The 20,906-nt window shown below is 60.4% G+C and carries 18 protein-coding genes; 8 read left to right on the forward strand and 10 right to left on the reverse strand.

Annotated features, from left to right (window positions below):
- Window positions 1-14 precede the first annotated feature (14 nt).
- A complete protein-coding gene (locus SB725_RS05650) occupies window positions 15-1,064 on the forward strand; it encodes an alkene reductase (protein WP_027925598.1) in 1,050 nt (349 codons plus the stop codon).
- Between the two features lie 223 nt (window positions 1,065-1,287).
- On the opposite strand, the gene emhR is transcribed toward SB725_RS05650, so the two are convergent.
- Complete coding sequence (gene emhR / locus SB725_RS05655; protein ID WP_027925599.1) at window positions 1,288-1,920, reverse strand: efflux system transcriptional repressor EmhR; 633 nt, start codon at window positions 1,918-1,920, stop codon at window positions 1,288-1,290.
- A 265-nt stretch (window positions 1,921-2,185) separates the two neighbouring features.
- Here emhR and emhA point away from each other — a divergent pair, with 265 nt between their 5' ends.
- The 7 genes from emhA to SB725_RS05690 all read left to right on the forward strand — a co-directional run bounded on the left by emhA (window position 2,186) and on the right by SB725_RS05690 (window position 12,282).
- Entirely contained in the window at window positions 2,186-3,343 is a 1,158-nt protein-coding gene (gene emhA, locus SB725_RS05660) for an efflux RND transporter periplasmic adaptor subunit EmhA (protein WP_027925600.1), read from the forward strand.
- Between the two features lie 3 nt (window positions 3,344-3,346).
- Window positions 3,347-6,511 carry an efflux RND transporter permease subunit EmhB gene (gene emhB / locus SB725_RS05665; RefSeq protein WP_059181498.1) on the forward strand — a complete coding sequence of 1,055 codons (3,165 nt, stop codon included), beginning with the start codon at window positions 3,347-3,349 and terminating at the stop codon, window positions 6,509-6,511.
- The gene (emhC, locus tag SB725_RS05670) at window positions 6,508-7,968 is read left to right on the forward strand and encodes an efflux RND transporter outer membrane subunit EmhC (protein WP_059181499.1); all 1,461 of its coding nucleotides are present in this window, start codon (window positions 6,508-6,510) and stop codon (window positions 7,966-7,968) included. Before emhB ends, emhC begins: the two co-directional genes overlap by 4 nt.
- Window positions 7,969-8,405: 437 nt before the next feature.
- The gene (locus SB725_RS05675) at window positions 8,406-9,665 is read left to right on the forward strand and encodes an OprD family porin (RefSeq protein ID WP_059181500.1); all 1,260 of its coding nucleotides are present in this window, start codon (window positions 8,406-8,408) and stop codon (window positions 9,663-9,665) included.
- Window positions 9,666-9,857: 192 nt separating this feature from the next.
- Window positions 9,858-11,048, forward strand: coding sequence for an FAD/NAD(P)-binding oxidoreductase (locus SB725_RS05680; protein WP_059181501.1), 1,191 nt, complete (start codon window positions 9,858-9,860; stop codon window positions 11,046-11,048).
- Between the two features lie 26 nt (window positions 11,049-11,074).
- Complete coding sequence (locus SB725_RS05685) at window positions 11,075-11,467, forward strand: DUF1641 domain-containing protein (protein WP_027925605.1); 393 nt, start codon at window positions 11,075-11,077, stop codon at window positions 11,465-11,467.
- The gene (locus tag SB725_RS05690) at window positions 11,464-12,282 is read left to right on the forward strand and encodes a methyltransferase domain-containing protein (protein WP_059181502.1); all 819 of its coding nucleotides are present in this window, start codon (window positions 11,464-11,466) and stop codon (window positions 12,280-12,282) included. Before SB725_RS05685 ends, SB725_RS05690 begins: the two co-directional genes overlap by 4 nt.
- Window positions 12,283-12,411: 129 nt before the next feature.
- Here the strand turns inward: SB725_RS05690 and pcaC are convergent, their stop codons facing one another.
- The 9 genes from pcaC to SB725_RS05735 all read right to left on the reverse strand — a co-directional run bounded on the left by pcaC (window position 12,412) and on the right by SB725_RS05735 (window position 20,675).
- Entirely contained in the window at window positions 12,412-12,804 is a 393-nt protein-coding gene (pcaC, locus tag SB725_RS05695) for a 4-carboxymuconolactone decarboxylase (protein ID WP_027925607.1), read from the reverse strand.
- A gap of 13 nt (window positions 12,805-12,817) precedes the next feature.
- Window positions 12,818-13,606 (reverse strand): 3-oxoadipate enol-lactonase, encoded by a 789-nt coding sequence (pcaD, locus tag SB725_RS05700; protein ID WP_194939898.1) that lies wholly within the window; start codon window positions 13,604-13,606, stop codon window positions 12,818-12,820.
- Window positions 13,607-13,617: 11 nt separating this feature from the next.
- Window positions 13,618-14,982: a 3-carboxy-cis,cis-muconate cycloisomerase gene (locus SB725_RS05705; protein WP_410921419.1), complete on the reverse strand. Its 1,365-nt coding sequence runs from the start codon at window positions 14,980-14,982 to the stop codon at window positions 13,618-13,620.
- Window positions 14,983-15,027: 45 nt separating this feature from the next.
- Window positions 15,028-16,332, reverse strand: coding sequence for an MFS family transporter (locus tag SB725_RS05710; protein ID WP_027925610.1), 1,305 nt, complete (start codon window positions 16,330-16,332; stop codon window positions 15,028-15,030).
- 194 nt (window positions 16,333-16,526) lie between these two features.
- Complete coding sequence (pcaG, locus tag SB725_RS05715) at window positions 16,527-17,093, reverse strand: protocatechuate 3,4-dioxygenase subunit alpha (protein ID WP_027925611.1); 567 nt, start codon at window positions 17,091-17,093, stop codon at window positions 16,527-16,529.
- Window position 17,094: 1 nt separating this feature from the next.
- On the reverse strand, window positions 17,095-17,799 hold the full coding sequence (gene pcaH / locus SB725_RS05720; RefSeq protein ID WP_027925612.1) for a protocatechuate 3,4-dioxygenase subunit beta: 705 nt from the start codon (window positions 17,797-17,799) through the stop codon (window positions 17,095-17,097).
- Between the two features lie 37 nt (window positions 17,800-17,836).
- Window positions 17,837-19,042, reverse strand: coding sequence for a 3-oxoadipyl-CoA thiolase (pcaF, locus tag SB725_RS05725; RefSeq protein ID WP_172825950.1), 1,206 nt, complete (start codon window positions 19,040-19,042; stop codon window positions 17,837-17,839).
- The gene (locus SB725_RS05730; RefSeq protein WP_027925614.1) at window positions 19,039-19,818 is read right to left on the reverse strand and encodes a CoA-transferase subunit beta; all 780 of its coding nucleotides are present in this window, start codon (window positions 19,816-19,818) and stop codon (window positions 19,039-19,041) included. Before SB725_RS05730 ends, pcaF begins: the two co-directional genes overlap by 4 nt.
- Window positions 19,818-20,675, reverse strand: coding sequence for a CoA transferase subunit A (locus SB725_RS05735; protein ID WP_059181506.1), 858 nt, complete (start codon window positions 20,673-20,675; stop codon window positions 19,818-19,820). Before SB725_RS05735 ends, SB725_RS05730 begins: the two co-directional genes overlap by 1 nt.
- Window positions 20,676-20,906 lie beyond the last annotated feature (231 nt).

The raw sequence follows: 20,906 nt of genomic DNA on the forward strand, positions 1-20,906 counted from the left end.
ACGAGGGTGTTTTCATGACGACTATTTTCGATCCGATCAAACTGGGCGACATCGAGTTGGCCAACCGCATCATCATGGCGCCGCTGACCCGTTGCCGCGCCGACGAAGGCCGCGTGCCAAACGCGCTGATGGCCGAATACTACGTCCAGCGCGCTTCCGCCGGCCTGATTCTCAGCGAGGCCACCTCAGTCACGCCAATGGGTGTCGGCTACCCGGACACCCCGGGCATCTGGTCCAACGACCAGGTCCGTGGCTGGGCTAACGTGACCAAAGCGATCCATGGCGCGGGCGGCAAGATTTTCCTGCAACTGTGGCACGTCGGCCGGGTGTCCCACACCTCGTACCTGAACGGCGAAGCGCCGGTCGCACCGAGCGCCATCCAGCCAAAAGGTCACGTCAGCCTGGTTCGCCCATTGGCCGACTATCCAACGCCGCGTGCCCTGGAAACCGCTGAAATCGCCGACATCATCGACGCTTACCGCACCGGTGCCGAGAACGCCAAGGCTGCCGGTTTTGACGGCGTGGAAATCCACGGCGCCAACGGTTACCTGCTCGACCAGTTCCTGCAAAGCAGCACTAACCAGCGCACCGACAACTATGGCGGTTCCCTGGAAAACCGTGCACGCCTGCTGCTGGAAGTGACCGACGCAGCCATCGAAGTCTGGGGCGCCGGCCGCGTGGGTGTGCACCTGGCACCGCGTGCTGACTCCCATGACATGGGCGACGACAACCTGGCCGAAACCTTCACCTACGTCGCTCGCGAACTGGGCAAGCGTGGCATCGCCTTCATCTGCTCCCGCGAGAAAGAAGCCGGCGACAGCCTCGGCCCACAACTGAAAGAAGCCTTCGGCGGCCCGTACATCGCGAACGAACGCTTCACCAAGGACAGCGCCAACGCCTGGTTGGCCAGCGGCAAGGCCGATGCGGTCGCCTTTGGTGTGCCGTTCATCGCCAACCCGGACTTGCCGGCCCGTTTGAAGGCCGATGCGCCGCTGAACGAAGCACGTCCAGAACTGTTCTACGCAAAAGGCCCGGTCGGTTACATCGACTACCCTGCGCTGTAAGCATCCGTCACTGAAATGCAAAAAGCCCCGACTCGTGAGAGCCGGGGCTTTTTGGTTTTTAACGTGGCGTGATCACACACGTTCACATCCAAGACACAAAATTCCTACAAAATACGTAGCTCGCTACCTGTCATCCTGGCGAGCGTCCGTATATAAAAGCACCCTATGGCATCGGCACCCGCCTGGAAAGTTGACAGTGGCGACGCCGATTACGCATTTTGTTTCATTTGCGCAGGCTTGGGCTCAAGCGCAGCATGTCCAGCCCGGTCTCGACCCAACGCTCGGCTTCGGCGTGCAATTGAAAGCTGTCGGGGGCCAGCAACCACTTGTACAGGATGCCATCGATGTACGCGTGCAGGCTGATGGCCGCGCGCGCCGTGTCGAGGTCTGCGGGCATTTGCCCCCGATTCACGGCATTACGCAGGGCCAGGCCGATGCGCACATTGCAATCAAGGCTGGCCGTCAGGCGCTGTTGGCGCAGATCGCACATTTCATCGGTGAATTCGCACTTATGAAACAGAATCTCATTAATGCGTCGGGTTTTCGGGTCCAATGCAACTTGATGAAACAAATGAATCAGCAGCTTGCGCATGCAGCCGAGCGGGTCGAGTTCTTCTTCGCTTTCGCTGGCCCGGGCCATCTCATCCAGTGGCTCATGCAAGGTATCCAGCATGGCCTGCACCAGATCGGCCTTGTTGCTGAAATGCCAGTAGATGGCACCGCGAGTCACGCCGGCCAGGGTCGCGATGTCCGCCAGTGTCGTGCGTGCCACGCCCCTTTCATAAAAGGCTTTCTCTGCCGCTTCGAGTATCTGGGCGCGGGTTTCTTGAGCTTCCTCTTTGGTGCGACGGACCATGGCAGTAAAACCTCAATCAGGATGCTTCAGTGATGTCTGAACATCAGCTGAATAAAAGTGGAGCGTTCGCTCTTGGGCGCCGTCCCCGTCTTAGAATTCAAACCTTCGAACGGCTTTTGTAGCGAAGTGGGTACACAGCCAAGGTGTTTACAAACAACCATGAACGTAAGTATATTCCTTAGCAAGCTACTTATCCACTCAGCACCCTATTTTTACCCTTCCACCTTTCTAGTGCGCACTTTGCGCGCCTGACCCGAGGATTTTCATGCAATTCAAGCCAGCTGTTACCGCTCTGGTCACTGCCGTCGCCTTGGCATCGCTGCTCAGCGGATGCAAAAAGGAAGAAGCGGCACCAGCCGCACCGCCTCCTCAGGTCGGCGTCGTTACCCTGCAACCGCAAACGTTTACGCTGACGTCCGACCTGCCGGGCCGTACCAGCGCGTACCGCATCGCCGAAGTGCGTCCTCAGGTGAACGGCATCATTCTCAAGCGCATGTTCAAGGAAGGCGGCGACGTCAAGATTGGCCAACAGCTCTATCAGATCGATTCGTCGGTGTATGACGCCACCCTGAAAAGTGCCGAAGCCAACCTGCAACAGACCAAGTCGATCTCCGACCGCTACAAGCAACTGGTCAACGAGCAAGCCGTCAGCCGTCAGGAATACGACACGGCCGTGGCCAACCGCCTGCAATCGGAAGCCGCCTTGCAAACCGCCCAGATCAACGTGCGCTACACCAAGGTCTACGCGCCGCTGACCGGTCGTATCGGTCGCTCGAACGTGACCGAAGGCGCGCTGGTCACCAGCGGCCAGGCCGATCCGATGGCAGTGATCCAGCAAATCGACCCGATCTACGTCGACGTAACGCAGTCCTCGGTGGAATTGCTGCAACTGCGCCGTGAACTGGAAAGCGGTCGCCTGCAAAAGGCTGGCGACAACGCGGCAACGGTCAAGCTGACCCTCGAAGACGGCAGCCAGTACAAGCTGGACGGCAAGCTCGAATTCTCCGAAGTCTCGGTTGATCAGACCACCGGTTCCGTGACCTTGCGCGCCGTGTTCCCGAACCCGGAACACACCCTGCTGCCGGGTATGTTCGTGCACGCCCAGTTGCAGTCCGGTGTGAACGCAGCAGCCATTCTGGCGCCGCAACAAGGCGTGACCCGTGACCTGAAAGGCACCCCGACTGCACTGGTCGTCGGTCCTGACAACAAGGTCGAGTTGCGTCAGCTCAAGGCCAGCCGCACCGTCGGCAGCCAATGGCTGATCGAGGACGGCCTGAAGGCAGGCGATCGCCTGATCACCGAAGGGCTGCAATTCGTCAAACCTGGTATCGAAGTCAAAGCCAGTGAAGCGACCAACGTTGGCGTAAAGAACCCGGCCCCCGCACAGGCAGCTGATAAGGCTTCCAGCGGCAAAGGGGAGTAAACCATGTCGAAATTTTTTATCGACCGTCCGATTTTCGCCTGGGTAATTGCCCTGGTGATCATGCTGGTCGGGGCACTATCGATCCTCAAGCTGCCGATCAACCAATACCCGAGCATCGCGCCTCCGGCGATCGCCATCTCTGTGACCTACCCGGGTGCTTCGGCACAAACGGTACAGGACACCGTGGTGCAGGTGATCGAGCAACAGCTCAACGGCATCGACCACTTGCGTTATGTGTCCTCGGAAAGTAACTCCGACGGCACCATGACCATCACCGCGACCTTCGAGCAAGGCACCAACTCCGATACCGCGCAGGTTCAGGTCCAGAACAAGCTGAACCTGGCCACCCCGCTGCTGCCGCAAGAAGTGCAGCAGCAAGGTATCCGCGTGACCAAGGCCGTGAAGAACTTCCTGTTGGTCATCGGCGTGGTCTCGCGTGACGGCAGCATGACCAAGGACGACTTGTCCAACTACATCGTGTCGAACATGCAGGACCCGATCTCGCGGACCGCCGGCGTCGGCGACTTCCAGGTGTTCGGTTCCCAGTACGCCATGCGTATCTGGCTCGACCCGGCCAAGTTGAACAACTTCAACCTGACCCCGGTTGACGTCAAAACCGCCATTGCCGCGCAAAACGTGCAGATCTCGTCCGGTCAACTCGGCGGTTTGCCGGCCCTGCCCGACACGCAGCTGAACGCCACGATCATCGGCAAGACCCGTCTGCAGACCGCTGAGCAATTCAATAAAATCCTGCTCAAGGTCAACAAGGACGGCTCTCAGGTTCGCTTGAAAGATGTCGCCGACGTGGGTCTGGGCGGTGAAAACTACAGCATCAACGCCCAGTTCAACGGCGCTCCGGCGTCCGGCCTGGCCGTGAAGCTGGCCACCGGCGCCAACGCCCTGGATACCGCCACAGCCCTGCGCAAGACCATCGACGACCTCAAGCCGTTCTTCCCGCAAGGGATGGAAGTGGTGTTTCCGTATGACACCACTCCAGTGGTGACCGAGTCGATCAAAGGTGTGGTTCACACGTTGGTCGAAGCCGTCGTGCTGGTGTTCCTGGTGATGTTCCTGTTCCTGCAAAACTTCCGCGCCACCATCATCACCACGATGACCGTGCCGGTGGTACTGCTCGGTACATTCGGCATCCTCGCGGCCGCCGGTTTCAGCATCAACACCCTGACCATGTTCGGTATGGTCCTGGCCATCGGCTTGCTGGTGGACGACGCCATCGTCGTGGTGGAAAACGTCGAACGGGTCATGAGTGAAGAAGGCCTGTCACCCAAGGAGGCCACCAAGAAATCCATGGGGCAGATCCAGGGCGCACTGGTCGGTATCGCCATGGTGCTGTCGGCGGTTCTGCTGCCAATGGCGTTCTTCAGCGGCTCCACCGGCGTGATCTACAAGCAGTTCTCGATCACCATCGTCTCGGCCATGGCCTTGTCGGTACTGGTTGCACTGATCTTCACACCGGCGCTCTGCGCCACCATGCTCAAGGCCATTCCGAAGGGTGAGCACGGCACACCCAAGCGCGGCTTCTTCGGCTGGTTCAACCGTAATTTCGACCGTGGCGTAAAACGCTACGAGCGCGGCGTGGGCAGCATGCTCGCGCACAAAGCGCCATACCTGTTGGCCTACCTCATCATCATTGTCGGCATGATCTGGTTGTTCACCCGTATTCCAACAGCGTTTCTGCCGGAAGAAGACCAGGGTGTACTGTTCGCCCAGGTGCAGACGCCGGCCGGTTCAACGGCCCAGCGAACCCAGGTGGTCGTGGACGAGATGCGTGAATTCCTGCTGCGTCCGGGCAAGGATGGCGGTGAAGGCGATGCAGTGAACTCGGTGTTTACCGTGACCGGCTTCAACTTCGCCGGTCGCGGCCAGAGCTCGGGTATGGCGTTCATCATGCTTCGCCCATGGGACGAACGTAACGCCGACAACAACGTGTTCAAGGTAGCGGCCCGTGCACAGCAGCACTTCTTCACCTTCCGCGATGCCATGGTGTTTGCCTTTGCGCCACCGGCGGTACTGGAACTGGGTAACGCCACCGGTTTCGACGTGTTCCTGCAAGACCGTGCCGGCATTGGTCACGAAAAGCTGATGGCTGCCCGTAACCAGTTCCTCGGCATGGCCGCGCAAAGCAAGATTCTGACGCAAGTGCGCCCGAACGGCCTGAACGACGAACCGCAATACCAACTGGAAATCGACGACGAGAAGGCCAGCGCCCTGGGCGTGACCATCGCCGACATCAACAACACCCTGTCGATTGCGTTGGGCAGTAGCTACGTCAACGACTTCATCGACCGTGGTCGAGTTAAGAAGGTGTACGTGCAAGGCCAGCCTGGCTCGCGTATGAGCCCGGAAGACCTGAAGAAATGGTATGTGCGCAACAGCGTCGGCACCATGGTTCCGTTCTCGGCGTTTGCCAAGGGTGAATGGATTTACGGCTCGCCGAAGCTGGCCCGTTACAACGGCGTGGAAGCGATGGAAATCCTCGGTTCCCCGGCGCCGGGCTACTCCACCGGTGAAGCCATGGCCGAAGTCGAAGCCATTGCCGCGAAACTGCCGGCGGGTGTCGGTATTTCCTGGACCGGCCTGTCGTACGAGGAACGCTTGTCCGGTTCGCAAGCGCCAGCGCTGTACGCCCTGTCGTTGCTGATGGTGTTCCTGTGTCTGGCGGCGCTGTACGAAAGCTGGTCGATCCCGATTGCGGTGATGCTGGTGGTGCCGCTGGGGATCATCGGTGCACTGATGGCGACCAGCCTGCGTGGCCTGTCCAACGACGTGTACTTCCAGGTGGGCCTGTTGACGACCATCGGCCTGGCGGCGAAAAACGCCATTCTGATTGTCGAATTTGCAAAGGAACTGCATGAACAAGGGCGTAGCTTGCGCGATGCGGCGATTGAAGCCTGCCGGATGCGTCTGCGACCGATCATCATGACCTCGCTGGCCTTCGTTCTGGGCGTGGTACCCCTGGCGATTTCCACCGGTGCAGGTTCGGGCAGCCAGCATGCCATCGGCACCGGGGTGATTGGCGGTATGATCACCGCCACCGTTCTGGCGATCTTCTGGGTCCCACTGTTCTTCGTCACTGTGTCGTCCATCGGTCAGCGCAAAAAAGTCGACCAGGATGACGCCACTGAAACTCCTAAAGAGGCTGGCCAATGAGCAAGTCGCTACTCTCCCTAGCCGTTGCCGCGTTTGTGCTCGGTGGTTGCTCGCTGATACCTGATTATCAGCAACCTGCGGCACCGGTGGCAGCCCAATACCCGCAAGGCCCGGCGTATTCGCCGGCCCAGGCGCCTGGCCAGGCGGCAGCGGAGCAAGGCTGGAAGCAGTTTTTCCATGACCCGGCCCTGCAACAGTTGATCCAGGTCGCACTGGAAAACAACCGTGACCTGCGTGTCGCTGCCTTGAACATTGACGCCTTTGCAGCGCAGTACCGCATTCAGCGCGCCGACCTGTACCCGGCCGTGTCGGCCAACGGCACCGGCAGCCGTCAGCGCGTTCCGGCTGACGCTTCGCAGTCCGGCCAGGCGGGCATCACCAGTTCCTACTCGGCGACGGTCGGCATCAGTGCCTATGAACTCGACCTGTTCGGTCGGGTTCGCAGCCTGAGCGAAGAAGCGCTGCAGAAGTACTTCGCTACTGAAGAAGGTCGACGCAGCACGCAGCTCAGCCTGGTGGCCAGCGTGGCCAACGCCTACCTGGCCTGGCAAGCCGACAAGGAACTGCTGAAAGTGACCCAGGACACCCTCGGTGCGTTCGAGGAGAGTTATAAGCTCACCGCGCGCAGTGCCGAAGTCGGTGTTGCGTCTGCGCTGGACCTCGCCCAGTCGCGCACCTCGGTGGAAACCGCCCGGGTTCAACTGGCGAAGTACACCCGCCAGGTCGCTCAGGATGAAAACAGCCTGGTGCTCCTGCTTGGCACCGGCATCCCGGCCAACCTGCAAGCGGCCAAGCCACTGTCCGACGATTTGCTGAGCGACGTACCCGCCGGCCTGCCATCGGACTTGCTGCAACGTCGTCCGGACATCCTCCAGGCCGAATACAACCTCAAAGCTGCCAACGCCAACATCGGCGCGGCACGGGCTGCGTTCTTTCCGAGCATCAGCCTGACGGCCAACGCCGGCACCCTGAGCCCGGACTTGTCCGGTCTGTTCAAGGGCGGTTCGGGCACCTGGCTGTTCTCGCCGCAGATCAACCTGCCGATCTTCAACGCCGGCAGCCTGAGCGCCAGCCTGGATTACTCGAAAATCCAGAAAGACATCGGCGTGGCGAACTACGAGAAGTCCATTCAAACGGCCTTCCAGGAAGTCGCCGACGGCCTGGCTGCCCGCGAGACCTACACCCACCAGTTGCAGGCGCAGCGTGACAACGTCACCGCCAACCAGGAGTACTACCGCCTGGCCGAGCGTCGTTACCGCATTGGTGTCGACAGCAACCTGACCTTCCTCGACGCCCAGCGTCAGCTGTTCAACGCGCAACAAGTGCTGATCACTGATCGCCTGGCGCAGTTGGTCAGTGCGGTCAATCTGTACAAGGCCTTGGGCGGTGGCTGGAATGAGCAGACGGCGAAAGTCGAACCGCTCAAAGAAGACGCGCCGAAGATGAAGTTGTTCTGATCGCGTTATGAAAAACATCAAGCCCACCTTTTGGTGGGCTTTTTGTTGTCTGCCGAACACTGTGTTGTCAGCACTGGCCTCATCGCGGGCAAGCCCGCTCCCACAGTGGATTTCTGTGTGTATGTGATTTGCGGCAAACATAGAAACCTGTGGGAGCGGGCTTGCCCGCGAAGAGGCCCGCGCAAACGACACAAAATCTAATCCAATCTTACGTTCGATTATCGCCCAAAACCCGCTTTTGCCAATTGAACCAGCTGGTTCATTCCCCTCACCATCTGCCCCCACAAGACCAATAACATCAGGTTCGACACCATGTCCCCGCGCCCTGCCCTGTCCGGCTGATCCGTTCCGATTTTCACAACTTCGAATCCTTTGTCCGCAATTCCGACGTTGCGGCAGCGCCCTGTTTCATCCCTAACAATTAGAGAGACCGCCCCATGACGCCTTCCACCGCGCAGTATTATCTTCCCAGCCTAATCGCCATCGCCCTGGCCAGCGCTGCCCTGCCTGTCATGGCCGAGGAAGCGGGTTTTGTCGACGGCGCCAAGGTCAACCTGAACCTGCGCAACTTCTACATCAACCGCAATTTCACCAACCCGACCAAGGCTCAAGGCAAGGCTGAAGAGTGGACGCAAAGCTTCATCCTCGACGCCAAATCCGGCTTCACCCAGGGCACTGTCGGTTTCGGTATGGATGTGTTGGGTTTGTATTCAGTGAAGCTCGACGGCGGCAAAGGCACCGGCGGTACGCAGTTGCTGCCACTGGACCATGACGGACGCCCGGCGGACAACTTCGGTCGCACCAACGTCGCGTTCAAGGCCAAGCTGTCCCAGACTGAAGTCAAGGTCGGTGAATGGATGCCGGTGCTGCCCATCCTGCGTTCAGACGATGGTCGCTCCCTGCCACAAACCTTCCGTGGCGGCCAGATCACCTCGAAGGAAATCGCCGGCCTGACGCTTTACGGCGGCCAGTTCCGCGCCAACAGCCCACGCGACGACAGCAGCATGAGCGACATGTCGATGAACGGGAAACCGGCCTTCACCTCCGACCGCTTCAACTTCCAGGGCGGTGAATACGCCTTCAACGACAAGCGCACCCAGATTGGCCTGTGGAACGCCGAACTCAAGGACATCTACAGCCAGCAATTCGTCAATCTGATCCACAGCCAACCACTGGGCGACTGGACCCTGGGCGCCAACCTCGGCTTTTTCTACGGCAAGGATGACGGCAGCGCCCGCGCCGGCGATCTCGACAACAAGACCTGGTCTGGCCTGTTCTCGGCCAAATACGGCGGCAACACCTTCTACGTCGGCCTGCAAAAACTCACTGGCGACAGCGCCTGGATGCGCGTCAACGGCACCAGCGGCGGCACCCTGGCCAACGACAGCTACAACGCCAGTTATGACAACGCACAGGAAAAATCCTGGCAGGTGCGCCACGACTACAACTTCGTCGCCCTCGGCATTCCGGGCCTGACCCTGATGAACCGCTACATCAGCGGCGACAACGTCCACACCGGCACCGTCACCGACGGCAAGGAATGGGGCCGCGAGTCGGAACTGGGCTACACCGTGCAAAGCGGCGCGCTGAAGGACTTCAACGTCAAATGGCGCAACTCGACCATCCGCCGCGACTTCAGCAACAACGAATTCGACGAGAACCGGTTGATCGTCAGCTATCCGATCAGTTTGTTATAAAACTCAGCGCCGGCATGCGCGCTCAGGTAATGCCGGCGCTAACCACTGGTCACTTGGTACTGGCGGTTTGCACAAGCGCAGATACAGTCAGGCTGTGCGTTTAAATTCTCCAGCCTGAAGTAGGAGCCCCATTTTTTCTTCCGTTATCTCCGGATGCTGTACGCGAAGCTGCCATGACCACGGAGGTCAGGTATGAGCAAGCGAATAGTTATCGTCGGTGGCGGCGTAGGTGGAACCATGCTGGCCAATCAACTGGCCAGCAAGTTGTATCCAGAAATCCTGCGTGGCGAAGTCTCGATTGCATTACTGTCCAATTCCCCCGATCACTTCTACAAACCTGCGTTCATGTATGTGGCGTTCAATCAGTTCTTTGAAGAAGAACTCAAGCGCCCGGAACGTTCATTGTTGCGCCCGGAAATCAGCTTTCACATCGAGGAAGTCATACACTTCGATTTTCCCGGCCAAAGCCTGAAAACCCGCAGCGGCAAATGTTATGGCTATGACTTTATGGTCATCGCCACCGGTTGCGTACCCGCACCGGAGCGTATCGAAGGCTTGAAAGAAGCCGGCGACCACTTCTACCAATATCAACCCGCCCGGCAACTGGCAGAACGCCTGAGCACGATCAAGAAGGGCCGGATTTTCATCACAGTGTCCTTTCCGCACACACCCAACGTGCCGCATCAATGCGGCATTGCCCCGGTGGAAACCACGCTGATGCTCGATGATTTTCTGCGGCTTCGGGGTGTACGCGACCAGGTGGAAATCGTCTACACCTACCCGACCACCGCTCAGCTGCTGCGCAACTGCCTGTTTCTGCAAAGGCCTACGGGAGAAATACTGCCCGGCATTTTCGAGCAGAAAAACATTCACTTCCAACGCGGCTTCACCCTCGACCGGGTCGATCCGGATCAGAAGATCGCCTACTCGGCAGAAGGCGACGCGCAACCGTTCGACATCCTGATGGCAACGCCACCGATCCGCGCCGTGGATGCAGTGCTGGAGTGCGGCGTTTCGCAAGCCCCGAATAACGAAGGCTGGCTGCCGACTAACCACGAAACCCTGCAGGTTTATGGCCTCGAAAACGTCTACGTGATTGGCGACACCGTCGACCTGCCGGTGAGCAAGGCCGGAGGCGCCTGCCACAACCAGGCGCCGGTGATCGCCAACAATATTACCGCGCAGATTCGCCTTGGCGCGCCCAACAGCGTCTATGACGGGCGTGTTCAGGCCGTCGCGCAAATGGGCCTCAATGCCGGCATGCCACTGGTGTACAACTACGCCCGTGACGTGTCGCCGACTCCGCCGACCAAACTTGGCGGCCTGCTCAGGCATGGCTTCAATCGTGGCCTGTATTGGGCGGTTGCCCGCGGAATGCTTTGACCCTGCACAGGGAGGAGTGAACGGTGATGAACTCATTGGATGAAACACTGGCGGTCGGTGCGACCGGAACGCCGGGGCTGAACGCCTTGATGGCCAAACTTCAGCCGTTGCTCGACGGCGGGCGGCTGGACAATATTGTCGATGCGCTGTCGCTGGTCTCGGACATGATCGACCTGCTGGACCCTGCAATGGTCGAAAAACTGGCGCAGCTGTTCGAAAACGCCACGGCGTCCACCTGGATGATTGGCAATGCCGTGCGCCTGGCCAAAGCCGAGGTCAGCGCCGCCGCCCCACCAGGCGCCTATGCGCTGATCAAAATGCTGAACGATCCGGACACACGCAAAGGCGTGGCGGTTGTCCTGAAATCCCTGAATGTCATCGGAAGGCAACTGTCATCGCCAGAGAGGATCACCTCATGAGCGTCAAACTCGAAACGGCAGGGAACGCCTGTACTCACTGGGACGCCAAGGCGTACCAGCAGTTTTCCCGCCTCAGGCAACGACCGGTCAACGAACTGCTCGACCGTGTCGACATCAAGAACCCCCGTCGCATCTACGACCTGGGCTGCGGCACGGGCATTGCGACACAGCTGCTGGCCAAGCGTTGGCCCCGCGCGCACTTGATGGGTATCGACAGTTCTGAGCAAATGCTTCAGGAGGCCAGAGCCTTGCCGATCAGGGCCCACTGGAAGCAGTGCGACCTGCAAAACTGGCAGCCCGAACAACCCGCCGATCTGCTATTTGCCGCCGCCGTGCTGCATTTCATCGACGATCATCAACGGCTGTTGCCCCGATTGCTCACACACCTCGACCCGGGCGGTTGTCTGGCGGCGCACATGCCTGACTGGCGGGATGCGCCGTGGTATCAGCTGATGCTCGAAACCCTCGACGATGGCGGCCACAACGGTCAGCCGTTGGGCACACCGCAGTTGCGTGAAACCATGGCCCGGCGGCCACTGTTGTCGTTGGAGGACTACTACCGATTGCTGGCGCCGCTCTGTGCCACGCTGGATATCTGGGAAACCGAGCAGCTACAGGTGGTTGACGGCAAGTCGCCGATTTATGACTGGATCAAGGTGTCGGCGTTAAGGGAGGTCATGCAGGGATTGAAGGATGACGAACAGGCGAGGTTCATCTATCACTTCATGATGCGGGTGCATGCGCAATATCCGCGGGAGGGGGATGGGCACACGTTGTTTCCGTTCAAGCGGGTTTTCATTGTGGCTACTGTGTAAGCCATGGCATCGCTATCGCGAGCAGGCTCACTCCTACAGTTGACCGAGTTCCTCCCGGAAGAATGCGGTCTAATGTAGGAGCGAGCCTGCTCGCGAAGGCCTCAGCTCAGGCACCATCAAAACCCGAGGTCACTCCCGCGATTCAACCCCCAACTCATCCCAAACCGACTCCGCCAAATGGAACGTCGCATTCGCCGCCGGGATGCCGCAGTAGATTGCGCTCTGCATGATCACTTCCTTGATCTCGCCACGGGATACGCCATTATTGGCGGCGGCGCGCAGGTGCAATTTCAGTTCTTCATTGCGGTTCATGCCGATCAGCATGGCAAGGGTGATCAGGCTGCGAGTGTGGCGCGGCAGGCCCGGGCGGGTCCAGATATCACCCCAGGCGTGGCGGGTGATCATCTCCTGGAACTCCGAGTTGAACTCGGTCAGGGCGGTCAGGCTGCGGTCGACGTGAGCGTCGCCGAGTACTGCGCGACGGACTTTCATGCCCTCGTCGTAACGTTGTTTTTCGTCCACAACCATCCCCTTACTAAGCTGACAAAAACGCCAACACCCGCGCGCTGAACGCGGCGCCGGCCTGGACGTTGGACAAGTGTGCGGCGTAGAACTCGGCGTATTCGGCGCCCGCCACGTGCTCTTGAATGAAGTGCCCACCGGACGGCGGCGTCACGGCGTCTTCGGTGCCGGCGATCACCAGCAGCGGCGCCTTGATCGACGACAACTGATCACGGAAATCGGCATCCCGCACGGCTGCGCAATTGGCGGCGTACCCCTCAGGCGACGTGGCGGCCAGCATGTCGGTGATTCGCTTCGCGGCAGACGGATTGGCGGCAGCAAAGTCCGGAGTAAACCAGCGCGCAATCGAGGCATCGCGCAGCGCGACCATCGCGGCCGGACCGTCACGCAGCACGGTTTCAATGCGCGGGTTCCAGATCGACGGATCGCCGATTTTCGCCGCGGTGTTGCACACCACCAGTTTGCTCAGTCGATCAGCGGCGTTGATCCCCAGCCATTGGCCGATCAAGCCACCCATGGACAACCCGCAGAAATGCGCACGCTCAATGTGCAAGGCATCCAGCAGCGCCAGCACGTCATGGCCCAGTTGCTTGATGCTGTACGGGCCGGGGGTCACCAGAGACAGGCCGTGGCCACGGGTGTCGAAACGCAACACCCGGAAGTGTTCGGTGAACGCTGCAATCTGTGCGTCCCACATGTGCAGATCGGTGCCCAGCGAGTTGGACAGCACCAGGACCGGTGCATCTTCAGGCCCCTCTATTTGGTAGTGCAGTTCGCCCTCGGCGAGTTGTACAAAAGCCACAGCAATCTCCTTCAGGCAGTCAACGCAGAATGTTCAGCCACCGCCCGCTCGACCCAGGTATGGGCCTGGCCGAGGTAATGGGCGGGGTCCAGCAAATGATCGAGTTCAGCCGCCGAAAGCTCGGCGGTCACTTGCGGCTCGTCAGCGAGGACGGCGCGCAGATGCCGCTGTTCAGCCACCGCACGTTTGCAGCAGAGTTCCAGCAAATGATGCGCGGTGTCGCGGCCGACCCGCTGGGCAAGGACGATGCTCACCGCTTCGGCCAGCACCAGGCCCTGGGTCAAATCAAGGTTGTGCGCCATGCGAGCCGCATCCACTTCCAGCCCCTGCGCCACCAGCAAGGCTTGCTTGAGGCTGCCGGACACCAGGCAGCAAATCTCCGGCAGGGTTTCCCATTCGGCATGCCACAGACCGAGGCTGCGTTCGTGTTCCTGGGGCATAGCGCTGAAGAGCGTCGAGAGCAAACCGGGAACCCGAGTCGCCGCACCGATCAGCACCGCAGCACCCACCGGGTTGCGCTTGTGCGGCATGGTCGAGGATCCACCCTTGCCCGGCGCCGAGGGTTCGAATACTTCGCCCGCCTCGGTCTGCATCAACAGACTGATGTCGCGACCGAGTTTGCCGAGGCTGCCGGCGATCAGTCCCAGCACCGAGCCAAACTCCACCAGACGATCACGTTGAGTGTGCCAAGGCTGATCCGGCAAGGTCAGTTGCAACTCGCCGGCCAGCGCTTCGGCAATCGGCATCGCTTGCGCGCCGAGGGCGGCCAGGGTTCCGGAGGCGCCACCAAATTGCAGCACCAGCAAACGTGGCTTGAGTTCTTGCAAGCGCTGACGGCTGCGGGTGACCGCCCCCAGCCACCCGGCGATTTTCATACCGAGGGTGACCGGTGTGGCGTGCTGCAACCAGGTGCGTCCGGCCAGCGGCGTGGCGGCATAACGCTGGGCTTGAGTGGCGAGGGTGTCGCCCAGTTGCGCGAGATCGCTTTCGATCAAGGCCAGTGCCTGGCGCAGTTGCAACACCAGACCGGTGTCCATCACATCCTGGCTGGTGGCGCCCAAATGCACATAGCGCTCGGCTTCAGCATCATTGGCCGCGATCTGCTTGCCCAACGCCTTGACCAACGGAATGGCGGAATTGCCTGCGGTGGCAATCGCCTCGCCGAGGGCGGCGAAGTCGTAATGCCCGGCCTGACACGCGCCTTCAATCGAAGCGACAGCCGTTTGCGGAATCAGCCCGACACGCGCCTCGGCCCGGGCCAGTGCCGCTTCGAAATCGAGCATGGCCTGCACGCGGCCCTGATCGCAGAACACTTCACGCATATCGCGGGCAGTGAAATAGGCATCGAACAATTGATTGCCCGGTCGATCGTTCATAAACAGTCCTTGATGGCGCGGGCCCATCAGGCCCGCGCGGAAAGATCAGAGGTCGTGGTGCAAATACTTTGCCTGCTTGGGCAGGCGCAAACTGAACAGGAACGCCACCACCATCATCACCGTGACATACCAGTAGAAGGAGTTTTCCATGCCCACGGCTTTGAGGCTCAGGGCCACGTATTCCGCCGAACCACCGAAGATCGCATTCGCCACCGCGTACGCCAGGCCAACGCCGAGGGCGCGCACTTCCGGCGGGAACATCTCGGCTTTCACCAGGCCACTGATCGAGGTGTAGAAACTCACGATCGCCAGCGCCACGGTAATCAGTACAAAGGCCAGGAACGGACTGCTGATACTTTTCAGGCTCAACAGAATCGGCACGGTGCACAAGGTCCCGAGGGCGCCGAACCAGAGCATCGAATTACGCCGGCCGATCTTGTCGGCGAGCATGCCGAAGAACGGCTGCATGCACATATAAAGGAACAGTGCACCGGTCATGATGTAGCTGGCGGTCTTGGCCTGCATGCCGGCGGTGTTCACCAGATATTTCTGCATGTACGTGGTGAAGGTGTAGAAAATCAGCGAGCCACCGGCGGTGTAACCGAGCACGGTGATGAACGCGGCTTTATGGTCGCGGAACAGTGCTGCGATACTGCCGGCGTCCTTGTTTTCACGCATTTCCTTGCTGCTGGTTTCCTTCAGCGAACGGCGCAGGAACAGTGAAATCAGCGCGGCTGCCGCACCGACCACAAACGGAATCCGCCAGCCGTAGGCACGCAGGTCATCCTCGGTGAGGAACTGTTGCAGGATCACCACCAGCGACACCGCCAGCAATTGCCCGCCAATCAGCGTCACGTACTGGAACGAGGCGAAAAATCCTCGCTGTCCCTTGAGCGCGACTTCGCTCATGTAGGTGGCGGTGGTGCCGTACTCGCCGCCCACCGACAACCCTTGAATCAAACGCGCGAGCAGCAACAGCACCGGCGCCCAGACGCCGATGTCCTTGTAGGTCGGCAGGAAAGCGATCAGCAACGAACCGAAGCACATCATCAGAATCGAGATCATCATCGAGTTCTTGCGCCCGTGCTTGTCCGCTACCCGGCCGAAAATCCAGCCGCCGATGGGGCGCATCAGGAACCCGGCGGCGAACACGCCAGCGGTGTTGACCAACTGCACCGTGGGGTTGTCGGAGGGGAAAAAGGCCGGGGCGAAATAAATCGCGCAAAAGGCGTAGACGTAGAAGTCGAACCATTCCACGAGGTTGCCGGACGAGGCGCCGACAATGGCGAAGATGCGCTTGCTGCGCTCTTCGCCGGTGTAGTGTTCTGTTGAAGCAGCGGTCGTTGTCATTGTTTTTCACTCAATGGGGACAGTGAGAGTCTAGACACACTTCGCAACAGTCCTGTTCCCCAGATAGATCAGGCACACAAATCCCCTTGTGGGAGCGAGCTTGCTCGCGATTGCGGTGTAACTGTGTCGTCAACGTTGACTGACAGGCCGCCATCGCGAGCAAGCTCGCTCCCACAGGGATTTGCGGTGTACGTTTAATAGTCGAAGAACACCGTCTCGGCTTCAGTCCCTTGCAGGATCACATTCCACTGATAGACGCCGGACGCATCCTGCTTCGCCAGCAACGTGCTGCGACGCTCGGCCGGTACACACTCCAGCAACGGATCCGACACATTCGCCGCGTCACCCTCAAAGTAAATCCGCGTCAGCAAATGCTTCACCAACCCGCGCGCAAACACCAGCACCACCAGGTGCGGCGCCTGGGTCGAGCCTTTCAGGCCTTCGACCGTGCCCGGCTTGATGGTGGTGAAACGAAAGCGCCCTTCTGCATCCACCGGCACCCGGCCAAAGCCTTCGAAGTTCGGGTCCAGCGGTTTGTCCTGGTCGTCTTCCGGATGGTCATATTTGCCGGCGGCGTTGGCCTGCCAGACTTCCAGCATCGCGTCGTTGACGACATCACCGTTGCCATCGATGACTTGCCCGGTGATCGCCACGCGTTGGCCCAGGGTTTGTTCGACGGTCAGGTCTTCGCGGTTCAGCCAGGTCAGGCCGATGTGGTAATACGGCCCGACGGTGTGGGACGTGGTCGCGTTCAGCGTCATCTTATTTCTCCATCGGCGTGGCGTCGCGGCCGCGCAAGACGATGTCCCAGCGATAACCGAGGGCGTAGGAAGGGACGGTTTTTTCCAGATCGAACGTGGCGATCAAACGCTCTTTGGCGCGGGTGTCCGGCACGCAGTTGTAGATCGGGTCGTAAGCCAGCAACGGGTCACCCGGGAAATACATCTGCGTGACCAGCCGCGTGAGAATGCTCGGCCCGAACAACGAGAAATGGATATGCGCCGGACGCCATGCGTTGTGGTGGTTGCCCCATGGATAGGCGCCGGGCTTGATGGTCTGGAATTGATACCAGCCATCGGCATCGGTCACGGTGCGGCCGGTGCCGGTGAAATTCGGGTCGAGCGGCGCGTCGTGCAGGTCGCGGGCATGGTTGTAGCGACCGGCGGCGTTGGCCTGCCAGATCTCTACCAGAATACCCGGCACCGGCAGACCGTTTTCATCGAGCACACGGCCGTGAATGATGATCCGCTCACCCAGCGGCTCGCCCTTGTGCTGAACGGTCAGGTCGTTGTCCTTCTCGTTGACGCGTTCGGCGCCGATGGTCGGGCCGGTGATTTCCGACAGCGAATGGGGCAGAAACACCAACGGTTTGGACGGCGAGCGAAGGTTGGTGGATTGATACGTCGGGTGCAGGTATTCCGGCTGAGTGCCTTCCTGCGGACGACGGTAACCAGGCTTGTCAGTCATTGCGCTTTCCTCTGTTCTTATTTGTCGACGCGACGTGTCAGACGCGTTCGATCGCCAGGGCCAGACCTTGGCCGACACCGACACACATGGTCGCCAGGCCTTTCTTGCCACCGGTTTTTTCCAGCTGATGCAACGCGGTCAGGACCAGGCGCGCACCGCTCATGCCCAGCGGATGGCCCAAAGCAATGGCGCCACCGTTCGGGTTGACCTGGGCCGCGTCGTCGGCAATGCCCAGTTCACGCAGCACCGCCAAGCCTTGGCTGGCGAAGGCCTCGTTGAGTTCGATGACATCGAAATCGCTGACCGCCACGCCCAGACGCTCGGTCAGTTTGCGCACCGCCGGGACCGGGCCAATGCCCATCACCCGTGGGGCGACACCGGCACTCGCCATGCCCAGCACTTTGGCGCGGGCGGTGAGGCCGTGTTTTTTCACGGCTTCGGCCGAGGCCAGAATCAGCGCTGCTGCACCGTCGTTGACGCCCGAAGCGTTGCCTGCAGTGACGGTTTTGTCGGGGCCATTGATCGGTTTGAGTTTGGCCAACATCTCTAGTGTGGTATCGCCACGAGGATGCTCGTCCTGCGTCACGACCGTTTCACCCTTCTTGTGCGCAATCCGCACTTCGACGATTTCTTCAGCAAAAAATCCTGCGGCCTGCGCGGCGGCTGTGCGCTGCTGGCTGCGTAGCGCGAAAGCGTCCTGATCCTCGCGGGACACTTCGTAATCGTCGGCCACGTTGTCGGCGGTCTGCGGCATCGCATCCACACCGTATTGCGCTTTCATCAACGGGTTGATGAAACGCCAGCCGATGGTGGTGTCTTCCAGCTTCATGTTGCGCGAGAACGCCGCGTCGGCCTTGCCCATCACGAACGGTGCGCGGGACATCGACTCGACGCCGCCGGCAATCGCCAGTTCCATTTCACCGCTGGCGATGGCGCGGAACGCCGTGCCGATGGCGTCCATGCCCGATGCGCACAGGCGATTGAGCGTGACGCCGGGAATGCTTTCCGGCAGCCCGGCCAGCAGCAATGCCATGCGGGCGACGTTCCGGTTGTCTTCGCCGGCCTGGTTGGCGCAGCCGAGGAACACCTCGTCCACCGCCGTCCAGTCCACCGACGGGTTGCGTTCCATCAGCGCCTTGATCGGCACAGCGGCCAGATCATCAGCGCGAACGGTCGACAGACCGCCGCCAAAACGGCCGATAGGGGTGCGAATGGCGTCGCAGATATAAACGTCACGCATCAGGCTTCTCCGGGTGCTTGGCCGTGGGCGGCGGCGGTGCGGGCTTCAAGATCACGCAGCGCCGTCAGTTCGACGTCGGTGGGCTCAGCGGTGTTTTCAACCGTGTCGGCAAAACGAATCGGCCAACCGGTGGCGGCGACCACTTGCTCACGGGTCACGCCGGGGTGCAGCGCGGTGACCACAAATTCATGGGTGCCGGCTTCCGGTTCCATGACACACAGGTCGGTAATGATGCCGACCGGACCAGCGCCCGGCAGACCGAGACGCTTGCGTGAATCACCGCCCTCGCCATGGCCGACCGAGGTAATGAAGTCCAGTTTATCGACGAAGGAACGCGCCGACTGCTTGAGGATGATCAGCACACTTTTAGCCGAACCGGCGATCTCCGGCGCGCCACCGGCACCCGGCAGGCGAACCTTCGGCGCATGGTAATCGCCGACCACGGTGGTGTTGATGTTGCCGAAACGGTCGACCTGCGCAGCGCCGAGGAAACCGACGTCGATGCGCCCGCCCTGCAACCAATAGCGAAAAATCTCACCGGTCGGGACCACGGTGTCGGCGGTTTCCGCCAGCTCACCGTCACCAATCGACAGCGGCAATACGCTCGGCTTGGCACCGATCGGACCCGATTCGTAGATCAGGACCACATCCGGCGACGACGTCAGGCGCGCCAGGTTGGCCGCTTTCGACGGCAGGCCGATGCCGACGAAGCACACCGAACCGTTCTTCAAACGGCGCGCGGCGGCGACGGTCATCATTTCATTGGTGGTGTAAGTCATTACTTGGCCTCCGAAGCAGCGGCCAGCTTGGCCTGGAACTCGCTGAAGTCAGCGCAGCCGTGGATGTATTCGTTGATCCACGCGGTGAAGGTTTCACGGTCGCGGGCAATCGGGTCCCAGGCCTGGTAGAAGCGGTTGTCGCGCTCGTTGTAACCGTGGGCGTAGGACGGATGTGCGCCGCCAGGGACGAGGCAAACCGCGCTCAAGGCCCAGGTTGGCAGGACGCAGGCGTTCATCGGGGCATTGAGGTCGTCGACGATTTCTTCGACGGTGACAATGCAACGCTTGGCGGCCAGTGCGGCTTCTTTCTGCACACCAAGAATGCCCCACAGCAGCACGTTGCCTTTGCGGTCAGCCTTCTGCGCGTGAATCACGGTGATGTCCGGACGCACCGACGGCACGGCCGCCAACACTTCACCGGTGAATGGGCAGGTCACGGTCTTGATCAGTGGATTGACCTTCGGCAGGTCGGAGCCGGCGTAGGCCCGCAGCACCGCGAACGGTAGGCCGGATGCGCCGGCGACGTAGGCATTGGCCAGGTCGGCGTGGCTGTGCTCTTCGATCTCCAGTGGATGCGGCCACTGCTTTTCGACGGCATCACGCAGACGGTGCAGCGAACCCACACCCGGGTTGCCGCCCCAGGAGAAAATCAATTTGCGAGCACAACCGGCGCCGATCAACTGGTCGTAAATCAAGTCCGGGGTCATGCGCACCAGCGTCAGGTCTTTCTTGCCCTGACGAATGATTTCATGACCCGCCGCCGTAGGGATCAGATGGGTGAAGCCTTCGAGCGCGACCGTATCGCCGTCGTTTACGAATTGCTTCACCGCGTCGTGCAGCGAAAGGATTTCAGCCATGGGGCAGGCTCCCGTTTTGTGATCAACCGACAGTGGAAGAAAAAGGCGCGATGCGCAGCGCCGGAATGACTGAAGGTTAAGCCTGTGCAAAACACCAAACAATCCGATAATCGACTAAGCGTTCGTTTATCGAACAGATTGTTGTCTGCCTATCGAAGATCAAAAGCATCGCGACCAAGCTCACTCCCACAGGGGGAACGCGGTCACCTGCAGGAGTGAGCCCGCTCGCGA

Origin of the sequence: Pseudomonas sp. SIMBA_041 (assembly GCF_046535095.1) — a bacterium.
GTDB classification, from domain to species: domain Bacteria; phylum Pseudomonadota; class Gammaproteobacteria; order Pseudomonadales; family Pseudomonadaceae; genus Aquipseudomonas; species Aquipseudomonas mucoides.